This is a genomic window from Microbacterium hatanonis (assembly GCF_008017415.1).
In the GTDB taxonomy this organism is placed as follows: domain Bacteria; phylum Actinomycetota; class Actinomycetes; order Actinomycetales; family Microbacteriaceae; genus Microbacterium; species Microbacterium hatanonis.
The window spans coordinates 262,023-278,917 of record NZ_VRSV01000001.1 but is presented as its reverse complement, the minus strand read 5'-3'; the positions used below and the strand labels follow the sequence as shown (position 1 = coordinate 278,917).

Genomic DNA, 16,895 nt, shown 5'->3' with positions numbered 1-16,895 from the left:
CTTGCGCGTCAGGTTCGCCGGTTACCATTCGAACGACCGCGATCGCGGCACTCTCTACAGAAGAAGCCGCACATGGGCATCCAGACCACGCTCGACGCCGTCGCCGGCGCTCCTCGCATCATCGACGCGATTCGCCTCGCCGACGATCTCGCTTTCGAGGCGCGCCGAGATCCGGGAGTGCGCACGCTTCGCATCCTGCTCGGGGCCGTGGCCGGCGACGACCAGGTCGTCGCGATCGCCGCCGTCCATGCACTGGCGGCCGTCTTCGACGAGCAGGCGTCGAAGAGCCTGAGCAACCTCCTCTCCGACGACCGTCCGTTCATCCGCGAGCACGCCGCGTGGGCCCTGGCCGAGACCCTGCCCCGCTATGACGCGGTCGGGCGCCTTCTCGGGCTCGTGGCCGACGGCGGATTCACCGGCATGCTCGCGCAGACCACGCTCGAGAACTGGTCGGGCGCCATCGGCGAGACCCTCGCCGTCGCGATCGAGAGCGCCCTCCTCGGCGTGGCCGACGTCCCCGCGCGCACGCGTCTCGTCGAGACGCTCGGCCTCGTCCGCCAGTCGATCGCCGAGCGCCAACTGCTCGAGATCGCACTCGACGAGGCCGAGCACGAAGACGTCCGTGTCGCGGCGGTGGCCGCCCTCGGTCAGCGCACAGGGGCTCGGTACATCGCCGACCGCCTGGAGCATCTCATCGAGCGCGAGGGGCGCCTCGCCGAGGTCGCACGGCTCTCCGTGATCGACCTGCAGGTGGTGCCTCAGCGCAACATCGAGACGGAGGGCGCGCTCACCGTCGCGCAGCTCTTCCTCCACGCCGACATCGACCCGACCCTGTCGTCGGCCGGCGCCGGAGACAACGGCGGCATCGCCACCCTGCTCGTCCGTCTCGGCGATGCGCTGGTGGCCGATCCCGCCGCGCACGTCGATCGCGTGCTCACGCTCTCTCGCGGCGCCGTGCCGCGCGCGGCGGCCGACCTGCTCTCCGTCGGCGGCGACACCGGCCATGTCTACGGGCACGTGCCGCTGGCACCGTCGGCGGTTCCGTCGGCCGCCGCCTGGCCGCTGCGGGTCACCGCGCGTCGCGGCATCCGGCGACTCCTGCGCGCCGCCGGTCGCGTCGACGTGCTGCACCTGCGCATGGCCGATGTCGGCAGCCTCGCCGCGGTCGACGTCGCCCGCGAGCTCGGCATCCCGGTGGTGTTCACCGTCGCGCCCGACCCGCACTCGATCATCCAGGCGCTCGACCGTTCGGGTGACCTCACCCGCACGACGTTCGGTCGGACAGATCTGCGCGAGCACTTCTGGTTCCGCACCCGGTTGGTGCAGAACCTCGCCGCGAACGCCGCCCACACGGTGCTCTTCCCCCGGCCCGAGCTCGCCCGCGACATGCGCGAACTCGTCGGGATCGACATCTCCTCCTACCCGGAGCGGCACACCATCGTCGCCGAGGGCGTCGACCTGGAGGTCGTCGATCGCGCGGTGGTCGACGCATCCGCTCACGCCGTCGCCCCGGCGGGCGACGATCGGTTCGCCGACCTGCACGCCCTGATCGAGGCCCTCCCCGCGCACCGTCGGGGGCTGCCGATCATCGCGACCGTGGGGCGTCTGCATCGCGTGAAGGGCATGGCCACGCTCGTCGAGGCGTGGGCGACGAGCGCCCTGGCCGAGCGCGCGAACCTGCTGGTGATCGGCGGCGACCTCGAGCACCCCTCGCTCGACGAGCGGGAGCAGCTCGAGCGCATCGACGCCGTCGTCTCTCCCGACCGTCGCGCCGAGGCCGGCCTGCTGCTCGCCGGCCACCAGCCGAACGACGTCGCCGCCCGCTGGCTGGCGGCCGTGCGGTTCGGCATCCCCGAGATCATCGCGCCGCGCGGGGTGTACGTCTGCGCGAGCCTCAAGGAGGAGTTCGGCATCGCGCTGCTGGAGGCCATGGCGACCGGACTCACGGTCGTGGCCCCCGACGCCGGCGGGCCCGCCACCTACGTCGAGGACGGGCTCACCGGGGTGCTCACGGCGACCTGGGATCCGGCGATGCTGACCGCGGCGATCTCCGCCGCGCTCGACCTCGCCGCCCGCGGCGACGGCGGCCTCGCCCGGCGCGCCCACGACATGGTCGCCGCGCGCTTCACGATCCAGGGCATGGCCGCCGCCCTCGGCCCCGTCTACCGGAGCGTCGCCGCCTCCGAGGCGGAGCTGCTGCGCGCCGCGGGTCCGGTCGCATGACGCTTCTGGTCATCACGCCCGACTACGCCTCGCACCTGCTGCCGCTCGCGACGATCGGCACGGCCTGGCGCGACGCCGGCGACGACGTGGTCGTGGCGACCGGCCCCGCGACCGAGCCGATCGTGCACGAGTTCGGACTGCGCCGCGTCGACCTGCCGCTCGGACGCGGCTCGAACGCCGGAGTGATGCGCCCCGGCGAGCAGCCCAAGGACGAAGCGGCCTCGCTCCAGGGATTCTTCGACGCGACCCGGCGCGGGATGGTCCCCACCCTCGCCTACCAGGCCCGCGAGCGGTTGACCGACCTGATGTGGGACCCCGTCGGGCGCGCCCGTCGCACGCTCGAGGTCATCGACGAGGTCGCCCCCGATGCGATCGTCGTCGACCATCTGGCCTTCAGCGCGCGTCTCGCGCTGCAGACGGCGGGAATCGCGTACGCCGACGTGGTGCTGGGGCACCCGAGCGCCCTCCCGGTCGCGGGCGAGGTCTACGGCTTCCCGCCCGCCTGGCCGACCGCGTTCGCGCCGGACGCCTCCGAGCTCGAAGACCTGCGGATGCTGTGCACCGAGGTCTCGCGGCGCTTCACCGACCAGTGGAATGCCGCGGCGAGAGAGCTCGACCCCTCAGCATCCGACATCCCCGACGCCTTCGCCTCGCACGGCGACCTCGTGCTCTACAACTACCCCGCCGAGCTCGCGGACGGCGACGGACGCGCGCTGCCGGCCCACGCCTTCCTCGGCTCGACGCGGCGCGACGAAGCCGCCGACCCCGAGGTCGAGCGCTGGCTCGCCGACGACGAGCCGTTCGTCTACGTGAGTTTCGGCAGCTTCCTGTCGGTGCGCGACGACGTGCTCGCGCGGGTGGCCGAGGCGCTGCGCACCCTCGGGCTGCGCGCGGCGATCGCGACGGGCGCCACCGAGCCGGCGGCACTGGGCCCGATCCCCTCGGACTGGCTCGTGCGCGGGTTCCTCCCCCAGGTGCGATTGCTGGGGCGCGCTGCGGCAGCAGTCACGCACGGCGGCAACAACTCCGTGACCGAAGCCGTCGGGCAGGGCGTGCCGCTCGTGGTGCTGCCCTTCTCGACCGACCAGTTCGCCGGCGCCGCGGCGATCGAGCGCACCGGCCTCGGGCGTGCCCTCGACCCGAACCGGGCGGATGCCGCCGACCTCGCGGCGGCGATCGACGCTGTGCTGCGGTCGGGATCTTCGAGCCTCGCCGACATCGCACGCGCGCAGCGCGAGCAGCCGGGTCCTGCGATCGCCTATGCGGCGCTGACCGGCACCTCGGCGACCAGCTGAGCCATCGCCGTCGGGTCGCCCGCCGCCTGGCGGTATCGCTCCATGCGGGCGGCGTTCAGGTCGTACTGCGCCCCGGCGCGCACCTCGCCGGTGTGGTGGAGGGCGTAGACACGGCCCGAGTGCCGCACGGGGGGACCGCCGAGGAGTGTCTCGTGCGCGAGGAACCATGCGGCGTCCTCGAATCCCCACCCGCGGAAGTTCTCGTCCTGCCCGCCGTGCGCGGCCCACGTGCGCGGGGTCGCGACGTAGACGCCCGAGCAGGCACCGAGGACCAGCTCGTACTCGCAGTCGATGAGCGGCACCCCGGCGTCGAACTGCGCGGAGCCCGGGCGGCCCAGCCAGCGGTACTCGTCGTAGGGCAGGTGCACGCGGTCGCTGTGCCGTGCGGCCGCGATCGCGGCGCGCAGCGGGGCGGGTTCGGGCAGGGTGTCGGCGTCGCCGATGACGACGACGGTGTCGTCGGCTGCGTCGCGCATCGCCTTGTTGCGGCAGGCGGCGAGCACGAACGGATGGTCGTCGGTGTCGATCGTGGTGACCTCGAGCTCCGGCAGCTGCATCGCGTACCAGTCGCGCACGCGCTCGTAGGCGGGGATGCGGGAGGGCGCGGGGCGCCACGGCAGCACGACGATCGCTCGGGTCACTGCACCAGCGTAGTCGCGGTCGCGGGGTGGGGATCGCGGTGGTCGGGCGCCCATCGTCCAGCACACGGCTTGTGCCCGAGCACACGGCCGCGGCCCGTGCGCAGGCCGTGCGCTGGTGCCGAACCCGTGTGGTCGCGAGAGCGGATGCTGCGCGAGACTGGTCGCATGACGCCTGACGACGAACTCCAACGGCTGCGGGAGCGCGTCTACGGCACCGGCGGTCACCCGAGCGACGCCGACATCGCACGCCTGCACGAGCTCGAAGCGGCATTCCAGGGCCACCCGGGGGAGCTGAGCGACGCCGCATCCGTTCCCGCCGACCCGGAGTCCAGCCAGTCCAGCCGGACGACTCGGGGCGTGCGCGACGAGCACGTCTACGACACGTCCGGCTCCGAGCCGACACCCCCGGCGTCGGCCGAGCACTCACCGCACCGCTCGCGCTGGCGCACCGTGGTCTCGGCCACGGTCGCAGCCGCGGTGGTGGGCGGCGCCGCCTTCGCCGCCGGCCTCGTCGTCGCCACTCCCGCCGCCCCCGACGACTTCTCCGAGCTCCTGCTGCCGCAGACCGAGGAGGACGTCATCACCGCGGCGCCCGAGGATTCCGTGGCCGACTCGATCGATCTGTCGTCCACCCGGTTCATCGCCCGACTGAACGGATACGACGTCTTCCTCGCGCGACCGGCCGACGTGGCCGGCGTCTGCGTCTTCGTGCGGGTCGCGGGCTCCGACGTGCTCTCTGGTGCGGGCTGCTCGGAGAACCCCACGGGCCGCGGAAGCGTCGGTTTCAGCGGGGTGGGAGGCTTGACCGTCTACGTGGGCGACGTGCAGGGCACCGCCGTCGGCGACCCCGTCCGCCTCTCCGAGAACGTCGTCGCCTACGTGGCCTGACGGACTCAGCCCTCGTCGACGGCCTCGTCGACGGAGTCGGGCGCGGGCGGGGCGCTCAGCACCACCACCTCGTCGCCACGCAGCGTGAACTGCAGCGACGTCCCGACCGGGAAGCGTTCCTTGAGCTCATCGGGGGCCACGGCGTTCACGACCATCGAGACCGTCGCGGGGAACTCCCCCACCCCGCACGAACCCAGGTAGAAGTTGCTGTAGGAGCTCCTCCCCGTGACCACCGATGCTCTGATGACCGAAATGCACGCGTCGACGGCGGAGAACCCCGGCGTCTGGGTCTGTACCAGCGCGCGGAGGCCGTAGAACTCCTCGAAGATCTCGCTCCCCTCCGGACGGTTCCCCATCATCTCCGGCCACTCGACGCCCGGGTCGATCTGCAGCACCGCGATCTCGCGGGGGTCGGCCTGGAGCCGGTACGTGAAGGCCGCCGAGATGGCCGCGACCGCGACGATGACAGCGATCAGCCCGAAGGCCCCGACGGCAGCGATCCGCCGACGCGTCCACCAGATGAGGGGCGCCCGAGGCTCGGGCGGGTCCTCCTCCGCGTCGACGCCGAGGAGAACGCCGTCGATCGACACCTCCGGATCGGTGCCACGCACGGGTTCCCCCGCCGCGTCGGGCGCGGACGTCTCCTCGCTTCGGGGCGGCGTGGGTGCCCGCTCGGCGAGCGAGAGCTCCTCCAGCTCGGCCAACCGGTCGAGCGCCTCGCGATCGTCGACGAGACCGGCACCCGGACCATACGCCCGCGCGCGCAGCGACGTCAGCTCCGCGTTCGTCCGATCGTCCATGATCCCTCGTCCACCTCGGTCAGTCGCGCAGGGGCGACCCGACCGCGTCGAACCGGAACCCGCCGAACTCCCCCGACAGCAACGGCCGGGCCGCGGCGATCGAGGCCTGCACGTCGGGCAGCTCCAGCGAGGCGCGGTGCGCCGCAGCATCCGTCCAGATCTCGACGACGAACACCGTGTCGGGCTCGTCGTCGTTGACGCCCACCTCATAGGCGAGGCATCCGACGTCGGCGAGCGCGGGACTGCGCCGTGTCAGGTGCGCGACGAGCTCGTCGCGCTTGCCCGGCTCGGCGCCGAGGGTGCCCGCGTTGACGAACGTCATCCCTGATCGGCCTTGCGTGCGCCCGCCTCGAACACGTCGCCGGCGGGGAGCTCCTGGTGCCCGCCGAACTGCAGACGCATCGCCGAGAGGATCTGGTTCGCGTAGTGGTCCTCGCCGCGCGAGGCGAAACGCTCGAACAGCGATGCGGCGAGCACGGGAGCAGGAACGCCGGTGTCGACCGCGGCCTTCACGGTCCACCGGCCCTCGCCCGAGTCGGAGACGCGGCCCGCGAGACCGTCGAGGGTGGGGTTCTGCTCCAGCGCGGCCGCGGTGAGATCGAGCAGCCACGACGAGATGACCGACCCACGACGCCACAGCTCGGCGACCTTCGGGGTGTCGATCGTGAACTGGTAGAACTCGGGCTCTTCGAGCGGCGCGATCTCGGCCGAATGCTCGGCCTCGCGCTTGCCCGCATCGGCGTTGTGGAGGATGTTGAGGCCCTCGGCGAGCGCGGCCATGATGCCGTACTCGATGCCGTTGTGCACCATCTTCACGAAGTGCCCGGCGCCCGACGGCCCGCAGTGCAGCCAGCCCTGCTCCTCGGGTGCGATCTCTCCCGTGCGGCCGGGGGTGCGTTCGATGTCGCCGACGCCGGGGGCGATCGTGCGGAGGATGGGCTCGATCGTGGCGACGGCGTCGTCGGGCCCGCCCACCATGAGGCAGTACCCGCGCTCGAGGCCGAAGACACCGCCGCTCGTTCCCACGTCGACGTACCGGATGCCCTTGTCGGTGAGAGCGGCTGCGCGACGAACGTCGTCTCTGTAGTTCGAGTTGCCGCCGTCGATGATGATGTCGCCGGGCTCGAGCACCTCGGCGATCTGGTCGACGACCTGCCCGGTGAGGCCGGCGGGGATCATGAGCCACACGACGCGCGGGGCCTGCAGCTTCGCCGCCAGGTCGGCGTACGACGACGCACCGGTCGCGCCCTCCTCGGCGAGCGCCGTCACCGTGTCGGGGTTCACGTCGTAGACGACGGCGTCGTGCCCGTCGTTCATCAGCCGTCGGACGATGTTGCCGCCCATGCGTCCGAGACCCACCATGGCCATCTGCATATCGAACTCCCTCTCCCCGCGACCGAGACCACGGCGGTCTCGCCCCTACATCGCGAGTCTAGGGACGCACGACGCCGGTGGGGCGGAGCTTGACCGTCAGAGCCGCAGCACCTCGGTGATGCGCAGCACCGCGGTGCCGGCCTCCTCGGACGCGGCGAGGTCGATCTCGCCGCGAATGCGCCAGTCGTGATCGCCCGCCGGGTCGTCGATGGTCTGCTCGACCTTCCAGACGCCGGTTGCGGCAGCATCCGCCTCGTCGATGCTCACGAGCGCCGACGATCTCGCCGCGCCCCCGGTGAGGATCTCGTCGTGCTCCGCGAAGTAACGGTCGAGCACGCCGGGCCAGTCGACCTCCGGGTCGAGCGTCTCGAGTTCGTCGTCGCGCTGCAGCGCCGCGAGCTGCACGCGACGGAAGAGCTCGTTGCGAACCAGCACGTTGAACGCACGCCGGTTCGTCAGCACCGACGGCGGAGCCGGCGGAACGACGGGAGCGGCGGGATCGAGGTCCTGCGGGTTCGTCATCGCCTCCCATTCGTCGACGAGGCTGGAGTCCACCTGCCGCACGAGCTCGCCGAGCCAGGCGATGAGATCGAGGAGGTCGGGCGTCTGCGCCTCCGACGGCACCGTCTGCCGGATCGCGCGATAGGCGTCGCTGAGGTAGCGCAGCACGAGTCCCTCGCTGCGGGCGAGCTGGTACACCGAGATGAGTTCGCCGAACGAGAGCGCCCGTTCGAACATGTCGCGCACCACCGATTTCGGCGAGAGCTCGAAATCGCGGATCCAGGGCTGACTGGTCGCGAACACCTCGAACGACTGCGCGAGCAGCTCTTCCAGCGGCTTCGGCCATGTCACCTGCTCGAGGGCCTCCATGCGCTCGTCGTACTCGATGCCGTCGCGCTTCATCTGCGCGACCGCCTCTCCGCGGGCGAGGAACTGCTGCTGGGAGAGCACCGGGCGCGGATCGTCGAGGGTCGCCTCGATGATGCTCACCACGTCGAGGGCGTAGTGCCCGGTGCCGACGCCGCCGTGTCCCGATTGCGCCGGGAATGCCGCATCCTTTTCCGGCGCGTTCGGGACATCGCGGGGGTCTGCGGGGTCCAGCAGCTCGATCGCGGCGAGCGCGAAGGGCGAGAGGGGCTGGTTCAGGGCGAAGTTCGGCTGCAGATCGACGGTGAGGCGGATGCTGCCGTCGACCACCTCGACGACGCCCGCGGCGCGGAGCGTGCGGAAGATGTCGATGGCCCGACGGGCGAGCTCGTACTTCCTCGATCGTGGCTCGTGATTGTCGAAGACGAGCGAGCGAACGTTCGCGAAGACGTCGCCGCCGCGGGCGATGACGTTGATGAGCATCGCGGCCGTGAGCTGCATCTGGGCGACCAGCGGCTCGGGCTCGGCGGCGACCAGGCGGTCGTAGCTCTGCTCTGTCCAGTTGACGAACCCCTGCGGCGCCTTCTTGCGCACGATCTTCTTCTGCTTCTTTAGGTCGTCGCCCGCCCTGATGATCTGCGCCGCGTTCTCGATCTCGTGGTCGGGCGCCATGACCACCACGGTCCCGGCCGTGTCGTATCCCGCGCGACCGGCGCGACCGGCGATCTGGTGGAACTCGCGGGCGCTCAGCTGCCTCATCTTCTGGCCGTCGTACTTCGTCAGCGCGGTGATCAGCACCGTGCGGATCGGCACGTTGATCCCGACCCCGAGCGTGTCGGTGCCGCAGATGACCCGGAGGAGTCCGCGCTGGGCGAGGGTCTCCACGAGCCGGCGGTAGCGCGGCAGCATCCCGGCGTGGTGCACACCGATCCCCGCGCGCACGAACCGCGACAGCATGCGTCCGAAGGCGGTGTTGAAGCGGAAGCCGCCGATCTCCTCGGCGATCTCGTCGCGCTGCTCGCGCGTGATGATCTTGATGCTCGACAGGGCCTGCGCCCGCTCCATCGCGGCGGCCTGCGAGAAATGGACGATGTAGACCGGCGCCTGGCGCGTGTCGAGCAGTTCCTGCACCGTCTCGTGCACGGGCGTGCGGGCGTACGAGAAGTGCAGGGGCACGGGGCGCTCCACGCCCGTGACGAGCGCGGTCGGGCGTCCGGTGCGCCGGGTGAGATCGGCGGCGAGATCGGTGACGTCGCCGAGGGTGGCCGACATCAGCAGAAACTGCGCGCGCGGCAGCAGTAGGAGGGGCACCTGCCATGCCCATCCGCGATCGGGGTCGCCGTAGTAGTGGAACTCGTCCATCACGACCTGGTCGACGACGGCGTCGGGCCCCTGCCGCAGCGCGAGGTTCGCGAGGATCTCTGCGGTGCAGCAGATGATCGGGGCGTCGGGGTTGACCGAGGAGTCGCCCGTGACCATGCCGACGTTCTCCGCGCCGAAGATGTCGACGAGGGCGAAGAACTTCTCGCTGACCAGCGCTTTGATCGGCGCCGTGTAGTAGGTGCGCCCACCGGCCGCGAGGCACGCGGCGTGGGCGGCGATGGCGACGAGCGACTTGCCCGTACCCGTCGGCGTCGACAGCACCACGTTCGCGCCCGAGACCAGCTCGATGACCGCCTCGTCCTGCGCGGGGTACAGCGAGAGGCCGCGATCGGTCGCCCATTCGACGAAGCCGGTGTAGGCGGCATCCGAGTCGGCACCGCGGGGCACGCGTTCGAGCAGGGATTCAGGCACGCTCTACCCTTTCACGCGCGCGACTCGGCCGGGATCGGGGCGCCCCGTACGCTCGAAGCATGGTGAGCAGCGGGGGCGCGATGCAGGCCGACGAACTGCGGATGCTGCGTGCGAGGGCCTACGGGCCGGACGCCGACATCCACGACGATGCCGCCGCACTCGATCGACTGCGCGAGTTGGAGGAGCGGGCGTTCATCGCCGACGAGCCCGACGCCCCCGAGGTCGAGACAGCCGAGCCGACGACCGTCGCCGCGGAGACCGAGCGGGAGGGTGAAGAGCCGGACGCGGACGAACCCGAGTCTGCGATCGCTGAACGGCCGTCGGGGTGGCGCCGGTTCGTGCCGGCGACGCGACGCGGCTGGGTCACCGTGGCCGCGGCGTGCCTGGTGGTCGCGGTCGTCGTGACGGCCGCCGTCACCGCAGCCGTCGTGCGCAAGGTGCAGGCCGATCCACGAAACATCGCCACTCTCCGGGTGGACCCGTCGACCGAATTGGGCCAGGCTTTCGGCGGGTTCAGCGATTCGACGGTGGCCAGCGTGGCGTACGACGACTTCTTCGGGCTCACCCCGATCGTCATCCCCGGGTGGGGCGAGGCGCCGGGGCGGTGCCTGGTACTCACACCGACCGCGGGGCTCGACACCGTCGCCAACGGATGGTCCAGCGTCGGAGGCATGAATTGCGAGGCGGGTTCGTTCTCATCGAGCGTGCAGTTCATCGTGTCGGACGACTACGGAGTCCCGTCCGAGTTTCGAGACCACTTCCCCGACGGGACCGCCCTGCGCTTCGAGCTCGAGGGCTCGTCGGTCGTCGTCATGGACGGCACCCCCGATTAGACCGCGCCTACTCGAGGGAACCCGCCCGAACCCCCGTCAGCTCGCGCCGCGGCCCGTCTTCTGCTGCAGACGGTCGATGTGCTCCGACGCCTCGGCCTTGGTGAGGTCGGCCGAGAGCTCCTCGCCGGCCTCCCGCGCGAGGGTGTCGAGGTACGACCGCTGCGGGCCGGTCATCGGTTCGTCACCGGTGACCCATTCCTCGGGGTTCTTCTCGGCACTGTCGCCCGTGGGCTCCGACGATCCGAGCGTGTTCGATGTATCAGACATATGTACGACGGTAGGCCCGTCCGCGCACGCCGCCCCGGGGCTTGACAGGGCCGAGCCCACGCAGCCTCCCGCACGGTGTTAGCGTGATCGTGTCGCCACGAAACCGGAAGGAGGCGCGCATGTTCGCCTCCGTCGTCGCCGCCTTCCACCTGCTGGCGACCGTGCTGGGCCTCGTCGCCACCCCCGACCCCGCCGCGATCGGCGTCGCCGTCGCGGTCGCCGCGATCGGCCTCCTCGTGCTCGCGGCCGTCGCGGTCGCCCTGCCCGATTCCGGCGACGTCAGCGCCCCGCATCCGCGGCGCGCGATCGATATCTCCACCCCGCTCGCACAGAGCGATCCGGATGCTTCGGGCCACCCGCGCCCGAGAGCACCGCAGTCCGCGGCCTCGGCCGCGTAGACCGCCGCGCCCGCACGTCCGTCGACGTCGTGGCGCACCGGCGTCCCTTCGCGGCCGATCGAACCCGCCATCGATCGCTCTCGAAGAACGGACCTCTCCGTGGACCTTTTCGCCTTCCCTCCCCTCGCCGCCCTCCTCGACGCCGCCTACGCCGGGCTCATGCTGCTCAGCACGACGCTCGCACCGCTCACCGCCGCATCCGCCGCCCTCGCCGTCGTGCTCGTGACCCTGCTCGTGCGCGCCGCCCTCATCCCGACCGGTATCGCCCAGGCGAAGGCCGAACAGACGCGGGCACGGCTCGCACCACGCCTGCGCGAGCTGCAGAAGCGGCACAAGAACGACCGCGAGCGCCTGCAGCGCGAGACCATGCAGCTGTACCGCGACGAGAACACCTCGCCGCTCGCCGGGTGTCTGCCCGTGCTCATCCAGGCGCCCGTCGTCGGCGTGCTCTACACCCTGTTCCTCCACACCACGATCGCCGGCCACCCGAACGCGCTCCTCGACGAGACGCTGCTCGGCGTGCCGCTCGGCTCCACGCTCCTCGCCTCGCTGTCGCGCGGCGACACGGCCGGGGTTCTGGTGTGCGCGGCGATCGTCGTCATCATCGCCCTCGTGGGCGAGATCACCCGTCGCGCGTTCCGGGTGAGCCCCGTCGCGGGCGACGTCGCGTTGCCCGCCGCTGCCGGAGGACTCATCGGAGCACTGCAGTTCGTCACCGCCGTCGTCGCCGCGTTCGTGCCGCTCGCGGCGGGGCTCTACCTCGTCGTCACGGTGACGTGGACCCTCGGGCAGCGCCTCGTGCTGCGCCGCATCTACCCGGCGCCGCGCACGTGATCGGGCTCACAGCACGCCGTTGCCGATCTCGGAGATCGCCCCGAGCGCGGTGACGATGATCAGACCGTTGAAGAAGAAGCTCAGCACCGAGTGCACGAGCACGCGCCATCGCATCCGTCGATCGAGCACATCCACGTCGGAGACGGCGAGACTCACGGCCAGCGTGTACGAGAAGTATGCGAACTCGAGGATGCCGGGAGCCGCCGCCGAGGGGAAGCGCAGCGGCGGATCGGTCTCCCGGTAGTACAGCTGCAGGTAGAGCTGTGCGAACCCCCAGTGGAACAGCACCCATGCGAGGATCATCGCCCAGATGCCGATGACGTCGAGCGCGACGTCGACCTCGTCGCGGGGCTCGAGGAGGATGTGCTGGACCGTGGCCGTGACGCCGACGAAGCTGACGAGGATCGTCGCGACGAGCGAGATGGCGCGGGGCACGAGGCCGAGTTCGAGCAGCATGGGCGGCTCGTCCGACTCCGCCGACCGACTCGCGGTCCGCAGCACCAGCAGTATCCCGATCGCATACGCCGTGCCGATGCCGCACCACGTGAGCAGCAGCGTCAGCGACGTCGTGCGGCCCGGGGTCAGGATGTACGCGAGACCCAGCACGACCAGCACGGCCTGCAGCACCGTGCTGATGACGAAGCCCGCGACCGCGATGCGGCGCCCGCGGCTCGGACGGTCGGCGTTCACGGGGCCGATTCTATGGCTCGCTCACCAGCCGAAGGCGTTGAACCACTCCCGGCGTCGCGCCTCTTCGCCCCGCGACGCGGCCCCGCGCCAGCTGCGGTGCCGGGGCAGCGTGCCGTCGCGACGCACGGCGACGAATCTCGTGCACACCGGGCACAGCGCACGGCCGTCGGGAAAACCGTCGGCGAGCGCGGGCGCCGCGGTCGCGGCGAGACCCCCGCCCGGGCAGGTCGGCGGGTCGGCGTCGAGCTCGGTCCACAGGAGCCCGGTGCCGCGCCGGTGGTGCAGACCGCGGTGCCCGCGCTCCCGCGTGCAGATCTCCCCGGCGCGACGGCTGAGGCAGAGGTCGTGCGGTACCCGTGCCGGTGCGGTCACGCGGCCCTACCGGGCGCGCAGGGCGTCGAGGATGCGGAGCGTCTCGGTCGTGCGCTCGTGATCGGCGGTGGCGGATGCTGCGGCGGTCACCAGCTCGACGAACCGCGCCACCTCGCCGTCGAGCGCGTGCTGCTCGCCCTCGACCGTCACGGTGCGGGTGCCGTCGGCTCCGGTGACCGTGAGGCGACGGGGGCTGGCGATGTGATCGATCTCGACCGACGCGTGCTCGCCCTGGATCTCGCTCGGGAGCGACGAGCGGGTGATCTTCGAGTACGAGACGTCGACGACCAGGCCGGGATAGGCCGCGATGACCGCGCCTGCCCCCTCCACTCCCGTGGGAATGGTCACGGCCTCGCCCACGACCCGATCCGGCGCGCCGAACAGGGTCACCATCGTGTGCAGCCCGTAGACGCCCAGGTCGAGCAGCGCGCCTCCGCCCATCGCGGGGTCGAAGATGTTCACGCGCTCGCCGGCGAGCACCTTCGCGTAACGCGACGACAGACCCTCGAAGCGCAGCGACGCCCGACGGAGCGTACCCAGTTCGGGGAGCAGGTCGACGAGGGCGGCGAAGCCGGGATCGTAATCGGTGCGGAAGGCTTCGAGGAGCACCACTCCCGCGGCATCCGCCTCGCCGACGAGCTCGACCCATTCATCGGCGCTGAGGACGGCGGGCTTCTCCACGAGCACGTGACGTCCGGCTCGCAGAGCCGCCCGCACCTGCTCGGCGTGGACGCTGTTCGGGCTGGCGATGTAGACCGCGTCGACGTCGGGCGACGCGAGCATCTCGTCGAGGTCGGAATACGCCGCCGACGCGCCCCAGCCCTCCGCGATGTCATGGGCCTTCGCGATGTCGCGCGAGAACACCGCCTCGATGCGGATGCCGGCCGTGCGTGCGACGGCCTCGGCGAACAGGGTCGCGATGGCGCCGGAACCGATCGTCGCGATCCGGATCATTCGGTCTCCTCGTCGGGGCGTCAGTTCTCGGTGTCGAGCATCTGACGAAGGATGCGGGCCAGGTGCGCCTGGTCGGCGACACTCACCTCGCGCAGCTCGATCGCCTCGCGACGAACGAGCTCGCTCATCGCCGCGTCGACACGTGCAGCGCCGTCGTCGGTCAACTGCACGATCACGCTACGACGGTCGATGTCATTGGGACGGCGTTGGATGAGACCTCGGCCGGAGAGCTTGTCGAGGCGGTTCGACATGGCCGCCGAGCCGATCATCGTCGCGCCGATCAGCTGCGCAGGACTCAGCTCGTGGGGCGGCTCGGTGCGTCGCAGAGCCGCCAGCACGTCGAACTCCCAGCTCGCGAGCCCGGCGCCGTTGAAGGCGCTGGCCCGCAGTCGGGTGAGCCGGTGCGAGACGCGCCGCAGTCTCGACATGACGTCGAGAGGGGTGAGGTCGACGTCGGGGAGCCGACGCGACCAGGCGTCGATGAGGAGGTCCACCTCGTCGTCGCGGTCCGCGGAAGCCATACGACGACCGTAATGCCTCCGACCGTCCGAGACGCCCGTCGGCGCGGGGGTTGCGCAGACCCGGATAACGCGCCCCGCCGACGCCGTCAACCCGGGGGCGCCGCGCCGCGACGACAGGCACCGTGGAAGAACACGACAGACAGGACCCGCCATGAGCATCCCCTTCGACGAATCCGACTCCCTCGACACGACCACGGGCGACGACGCAGCCCTCGCCGCGACGCAGGACGACACCACCCTGGATGACCCGACGATGAACGACGCGGCCGTGCGCGCCGCGGCCTTCGACAGCGATGAGGTCGACGACGAGTCGGTTCCCGAGCGCCGCGAGGACGTGCCCGCGTCCGACCTCCACCTCACCGACGCCGACCAGCCGGTCACGCAGGGCGACTCGCCAGTGGAGGCAGCCCTCGGCGAGGACGGACAGGGCGATCTCGCCGCCGAGGACGAGGTCGGAGCGGGTCTCGACGACGACGGACCGACCGACCTGCGAACGTCGGTCTGAGAGCCCCGCCGATACCTCCCGGGGGTATCATCGAGGCGTGCACGGATACGAGGACAACAAAGACGACCTGCTGAAGCGTCTGCGCCGGGCGGAGGGCCAGGTGCGCGGAATCGCGCGTATGGTCGAAGACGATAAGTACTGCATCGACATCCTCACCCAGGTCTCGGCGGCCACGAAGGCGCTCGAAACCGTGGCGCTGTCGCTGCTGAGCGATCACCTCGGCCACTGCGTGGCGGAGGCGACGGCTCAGGGCGGTCCGGTCGCTCAGGAGAAGATCCGCGAAGCAAACGAGGCAATCGCTCGTCTCGTCCGTTCATGACACGCTCGTCCCGTTCCGACAGGAGATTCCCGTGACGATCCAGCCGATTTCCCTCACCTCGATCGGCGATGCGGCGACGATCGCACCGTCCGGCTCGTGCTGCGGCGGTGGCAGCTGCGGCGTCGCTTCCGCGCCGACGCCCGAACCGGCGACGCGCGATGAGAGCGAACTCCTCGTCGAGGGGATGACATGCGATCACTGCGTGCGCGCGGTGACCGAAGAGCTCAGCGCCCTCGACGGCGTGGACGGCGTGGAGGTCGACCTCGTCGCGGGCGGATCGTCGCGCGTGCGCATCCGCACCTCGGCGCCCGTCACCGACGACACAGTGCGTGCCGCGATCGACGAAGCCGGATACCGGCTCGTCTGACGCCTCTCTGGGCCGGCGCGGTCAGCGCCAGCGCTGGACGGCCGCCACGGCCGCGTGGAACGTGAGCTCCTGGCTCACCTCGACCGCACGGTCGTACCGGGCGCCGCAGAGGGCGACGAACACCGGTCCCGCCACCTCGATGAACCCGACGACGACGCCGTCGCGGGCGATCTCGTACAGCTCGAGATCGATGCGGTTCCAGGGAACCTCGGACTGGGCGTGAGCCTCTTCCTGGTCGATATGCCGCGCTTCCATGACCATGGCAGCTCCTTCTTCCATCCGCTGATCCCACTGTGCCTCTCGGGGCCCACGGGGCGGTCGGGCTTGACGAAATCGCGACTTTGTCCTACCCGTCCACCGTGCCTAGGTACCGGTGCGCGGACGCCCTCTCCGGGGTCGCTCCACCGACAGCGGGAAGGTGCGTCCGACCGGATCCTTCGCGACCGCCGCGGCCGCCGCATCCAGCCACTCGATCTCGGCACGCGCGTGAGCCGACTCCGCGGCCCGCAGGATGACGGACGAGACCCCGTCGTCCGACGACGCACCACTGTCGCTCGGTGCCGACTCGACCTCGGCCAGGCGCAGCACCGCGGCGTCGCGCTGTGCCGCGATCGCCGCGGCCGCGTCGATGCCGGGCAAGGTCGCGACAAGGGCGATCTTGCGCGCGAGCTCGCCGCGGCCGCCCGGCTCATCCGGCTCGGCCACCCACCGCGCGGCGAGCGCCCGGCCGGCATCGGTGATACCCCAGTAGACGTGTCCGCGTTCGTCGGCGCCGCGGTGGTCGACGAAGCCGTCGCGCTCGAGACGCTCGAGGGTCGTGTAGATCTGCCCGACGTTCACCGCGGCCCCGGCGCGGCGCGAGTACTCCGCTCTCAGCTGATAGCCGTAGCAGGGCCCCTGATCGAGGATCGCGAGCAGCGCGTGACGCACCGACATGCGGCCTCCGAACGGTA

Annotated in this window: 21 protein-coding genes; 9 read left to right on the top strand and 12 right to left on the bottom strand. The window is 71.2% G+C overall.

Going from position 1 to position 16,895, the window contains the following annotated elements:
* Nucleotides 1–72: 72 nt before the first annotated feature.
* Entirely contained in the window at nucleotides 73–2,223 is a 2,151-nt protein-coding gene (locus FVP77_RS01355; RefSeq protein ID WP_147892909.1) for a glycosyltransferase, read from the top strand.
* The gene (locus FVP77_RS01350; protein WP_147892908.1) at nucleotides 2,220–3,518 is read left to right on the top strand and encodes a nucleotide disphospho-sugar-binding domain-containing protein; all 1,299 of its coding nucleotides are present in this window, start codon (nucleotides 2,220–2,222) and stop codon (nucleotides 3,516–3,518) included. Before FVP77_RS01355 ends, FVP77_RS01350 begins: the two co-directional genes overlap by 4 nt.
* Here FVP77_RS01350 and FVP77_RS01345 read toward each other — a convergent pair.
* Complete coding sequence (locus tag FVP77_RS01345; protein ID WP_147892907.1) at nucleotides 3,482–4,159, bottom strand: hypothetical protein; 678 nt, start codon at nucleotides 4,157–4,159, stop codon at nucleotides 3,482–3,484. The genes FVP77_RS01350 and FVP77_RS01345 overlap by 37 nt on opposite strands.
* A 165-nt stretch (nucleotides 4,160–4,324) precedes the next feature.
* Here FVP77_RS01345 and FVP77_RS01340 point away from each other — a divergent pair, with 165 nt between their 5' ends.
* Nucleotides 4,325–5,047, top strand: a complete 723-nt coding sequence (locus tag FVP77_RS01340; RefSeq protein ID WP_147892906.1) for a hypothetical protein — start codon at nucleotides 4,325–4,327, stop codon at nucleotides 5,045–5,047.
* 5 nt (nucleotides 5,048–5,052) lie between these two features.
* On the opposite strand, the gene FVP77_RS01335 is transcribed toward FVP77_RS01340, so the two are convergent.
* The 4 genes from FVP77_RS01335 to FVP77_RS01320 all read right to left on the bottom strand — a co-directional run bounded on the left by FVP77_RS01335 (nucleotide 5,053) and on the right by FVP77_RS01320 (nucleotide 9,882).
* Entirely contained in the window at nucleotides 5,053–5,847 is a 795-nt protein-coding gene (locus FVP77_RS01335) for a hypothetical protein (RefSeq protein ID WP_147892905.1), read from the bottom strand.
* 19 nt (nucleotides 5,848–5,866) lie between these two features.
* Nucleotides 5,867–6,169, bottom strand: a complete 303-nt coding sequence (locus tag FVP77_RS01330; protein WP_147892904.1) for a putative quinol monooxygenase — start codon at nucleotides 6,167–6,169, stop codon at nucleotides 5,867–5,869.
* Nucleotides 6,166–7,215 carry a phosphogluconate dehydrogenase (NAD(+)-dependent, decarboxylating) gene (gene gnd, locus FVP77_RS01325; RefSeq protein WP_246133926.1) on the bottom strand — a complete coding sequence of 350 codons (1,050 nt, stop codon included), beginning with the start codon at nucleotides 7,213–7,215 and terminating at the stop codon, nucleotides 6,166–6,168. The genes FVP77_RS01330 and gnd overlap by 4 nt, the downstream gene beginning before the upstream one ends.
* A gap of 102 nt (nucleotides 7,216–7,317) precedes the next feature.
* A complete protein-coding gene (locus tag FVP77_RS01320; protein WP_147892902.1) occupies nucleotides 7,318–9,882 on the bottom strand; it encodes a DEAD/DEAH box helicase in 2,565 nt (854 codons plus the stop codon).
* 59 nt (nucleotides 9,883–9,941) lie between these two features.
* On the opposite strand from FVP77_RS01320, the gene FVP77_RS01315 reads away from it, so the two are divergent.
* On the top strand, nucleotides 9,942–10,715 hold the full coding sequence (locus FVP77_RS01315) for a hypothetical protein (protein WP_147892901.1): 774 nt from the start codon (nucleotides 9,942–9,944) through the stop codon (nucleotides 10,713–10,715).
* A gap of 36 nt (nucleotides 10,716–10,751) precedes the next feature.
* Here the strand turns inward: FVP77_RS01315 and FVP77_RS01310 are convergent, their stop codons facing one another.
* Nucleotides 10,752–10,982 (bottom strand): DUF3072 domain-containing protein, encoded by a 231-nt coding sequence (locus tag FVP77_RS01310; protein ID WP_147892900.1) that lies wholly within the window; start codon nucleotides 10,980–10,982, stop codon nucleotides 10,752–10,754.
* 119 nt (nucleotides 10,983–11,101) lie between these two features.
* Between FVP77_RS01310 and FVP77_RS01305 the strand changes: the two genes are divergently transcribed.
* Together FVP77_RS01305 and FVP77_RS01300 are read left to right on the top strand one after the other, a co-directional pair.
* Nucleotides 11,102–11,380 (top strand): DUF6412 domain-containing protein, encoded by a 279-nt coding sequence (locus FVP77_RS01305; RefSeq protein ID WP_147892899.1) that lies wholly within the window; start codon nucleotides 11,102–11,104, stop codon nucleotides 11,378–11,380.
* A gap of 99 nt (nucleotides 11,381–11,479) precedes the next feature.
* On the top strand, nucleotides 11,480–12,214 hold the full coding sequence (locus FVP77_RS01300; protein ID WP_147892898.1) for a YidC/Oxa1 family membrane protein insertase: 735 nt from the start codon (nucleotides 11,480–11,482) through the stop codon (nucleotides 12,212–12,214).
* 6 nt (nucleotides 12,215–12,220) lie between these two features.
* Here the strand turns inward: FVP77_RS01300 and FVP77_RS01295 are convergent, their stop codons facing one another.
* From FVP77_RS01295 to FVP77_RS01280, 4 genes are read right to left on the bottom strand one after another with little or no spacing between them, the layout of a single operon-like run.
* A complete protein-coding gene (locus tag FVP77_RS01295; protein ID WP_187266768.1) occupies nucleotides 12,221–12,904 on the bottom strand; it encodes a DUF1345 domain-containing protein in 684 nt (227 codons plus the stop codon).
* Between the two features lie 21 nt (nucleotides 12,905–12,925).
* Nucleotides 12,926–13,276, bottom strand: coding sequence for a hypothetical protein (locus tag FVP77_RS01290; RefSeq protein ID WP_246133925.1), 351 nt, complete (start codon nucleotides 13,274–13,276; stop codon nucleotides 12,926–12,928).
* 6 nt (nucleotides 13,277–13,282) lie between these two features.
* Nucleotides 13,283–14,230 (bottom strand): Gfo/Idh/MocA family protein, encoded by a 948-nt coding sequence (locus FVP77_RS01285; RefSeq protein ID WP_147892896.1) that lies wholly within the window; start codon nucleotides 14,228–14,230, stop codon nucleotides 13,283–13,285.
* A 20-nt stretch (nucleotides 14,231–14,250) separates the two neighbouring features.
* Nucleotides 14,251–14,751 carry a MarR family winged helix-turn-helix transcriptional regulator gene (locus FVP77_RS01280; RefSeq protein WP_147892895.1) on the bottom strand — a complete coding sequence of 167 codons (501 nt, stop codon included), beginning with the start codon at nucleotides 14,749–14,751 and terminating at the stop codon, nucleotides 14,251–14,253.
* 151 nt (nucleotides 14,752–14,902) lie between these two features.
* On the opposite strand from FVP77_RS01280, the gene FVP77_RS01275 reads away from it, so the two are divergent.
* Genes FVP77_RS01275 through FVP77_RS16980 form a run of 3 tightly spaced genes read left to right on the top strand, consistent with a single transcriptional unit; the run spans nucleotide 14,903 to nucleotide 15,942 of the window.
* Nucleotides 14,903–15,256, top strand: coding sequence for a hypothetical protein (locus tag FVP77_RS01275; protein WP_147892894.1), 354 nt, complete (start codon nucleotides 14,903–14,905; stop codon nucleotides 15,254–15,256).
* Nucleotides 15,257–15,293: 37 nt separating this feature from the next.
* Nucleotides 15,294–15,575 (top strand): metal-sensitive transcriptional regulator, encoded by a 282-nt coding sequence (locus tag FVP77_RS01270; protein WP_121149970.1) that lies wholly within the window; start codon nucleotides 15,294–15,296, stop codon nucleotides 15,573–15,575.
* Between the two features lie 31 nt (nucleotides 15,576–15,606).
* On the top strand, nucleotides 15,607–15,942 hold the full coding sequence (locus FVP77_RS16980; RefSeq protein WP_246133924.1) for a heavy-metal-associated domain-containing protein: 336 nt from the start codon (nucleotides 15,607–15,609) through the stop codon (nucleotides 15,940–15,942).
* A gap of 21 nt (nucleotides 15,943–15,963) precedes the next feature.
* Here FVP77_RS16980 and FVP77_RS01260 read toward each other — a convergent pair whose 3' ends face one another.
* Together FVP77_RS01260 and FVP77_RS01255 are read right to left on the bottom strand one after the other, a co-directional pair.
* The gene (locus FVP77_RS01260; protein WP_147892893.1) at nucleotides 15,964–16,221 is read right to left on the bottom strand and encodes a hypothetical protein; all 258 of its coding nucleotides are present in this window, start codon (nucleotides 16,219–16,221) and stop codon (nucleotides 15,964–15,966) included.
* An 84-nt stretch (nucleotides 16,222–16,305) separates the two neighbouring features.
* Entirely contained in the window at nucleotides 16,306–16,878 is a 573-nt protein-coding gene (locus tag FVP77_RS01255) for a PadR family transcriptional regulator (protein WP_147892892.1), read from the bottom strand.
* Nucleotides 16,879–16,895 lie beyond the last annotated feature (17 nt).

Excerpts from the sequence above, each read along its gene's own strand:
- FVP77_RS01355 (WP_147892909.1), top strand. The coding sequence starts at position 73 with ATGGGCATCCAGACCACGCTCGACGCCGTCGCCGGCGCTCCTCGCATC.
- FVP77_RS01350 (WP_147892908.1), top strand. The coding sequence starts at position 2,220 with ATGACGCTTCTGGTCATCACGCCCGACTACGCCTCGCACCTGCTGCCG.
- FVP77_RS01340 (WP_147892906.1), top strand. The coding sequence starts at position 4,325 with ATGACGCCTGACGACGAACTCCAACGGCTGCGGGAGCGCGTCTACGGC.
- FVP77_RS01335 (WP_147892905.1), bottom strand. The coding sequence starts at position 5,847 with ATGGACGATCGGACGAACGCGGAGCTGACGTCGCTGCGCGCGCGGGCG.
- FVP77_RS01330 (WP_147892904.1), bottom strand. The coding sequence starts at position 6,169 with ATGACGTTCGTCAACGCGGGCACCCTCGGCGCCGAGCCGGGCAAGCGC.
- gnd (WP_246133926.1), bottom strand. The coding sequence starts at position 7,215 with ATGGCCATGGTGGGTCTCGGACGCATGGGCGGCAACATCGTCCGACGG.
- FVP77_RS01315 (WP_147892901.1), top strand. The coding sequence starts at position 9,942 with ATGGTGAGCAGCGGGGGCGCGATGCAGGCCGACGAACTGCGGATGCTG.
- FVP77_RS01310 (WP_147892900.1), bottom strand. The coding sequence starts at position 10,982 with ATGTCTGATACATCGAACACGCTCGGATCGTCGGAGCCCACGGGCGAC.
- FVP77_RS01305 (WP_147892899.1), top strand. The coding sequence starts at position 11,102 with ATGTTCGCCTCCGTCGTCGCCGCCTTCCACCTGCTGGCGACCGTGCTG.
- FVP77_RS01285 (WP_147892896.1), bottom strand. The coding sequence starts at position 14,230 with ATGATCCGGATCGCGACGATCGGTTCCGGCGCCATCGCGACCCTGTTC.
- FVP77_RS01280 (WP_147892895.1), bottom strand. The coding sequence starts at position 14,751 with ATGGCTTCCGCGGACCGCGACGACGAGGTGGACCTCCTCATCGACGCC.
- FVP77_RS01275 (WP_147892894.1), top strand. The coding sequence starts at position 14,903 with ATGAGCATCCCCTTCGACGAATCCGACTCCCTCGACACGACCACGGGC.
- FVP77_RS01260 (WP_147892893.1), bottom strand. The coding sequence starts at position 16,221 with ATGGAAGAAGGAGCTGCCATGGTCATGGAAGCGCGGCATATCGACCAG.
- FVP77_RS01255 (WP_147892892.1), bottom strand. The coding sequence starts at position 16,878 with ATGTCGGTGCGTCACGCGCTGCTCGCGATCCTCGATCAGGGGCCCTGC.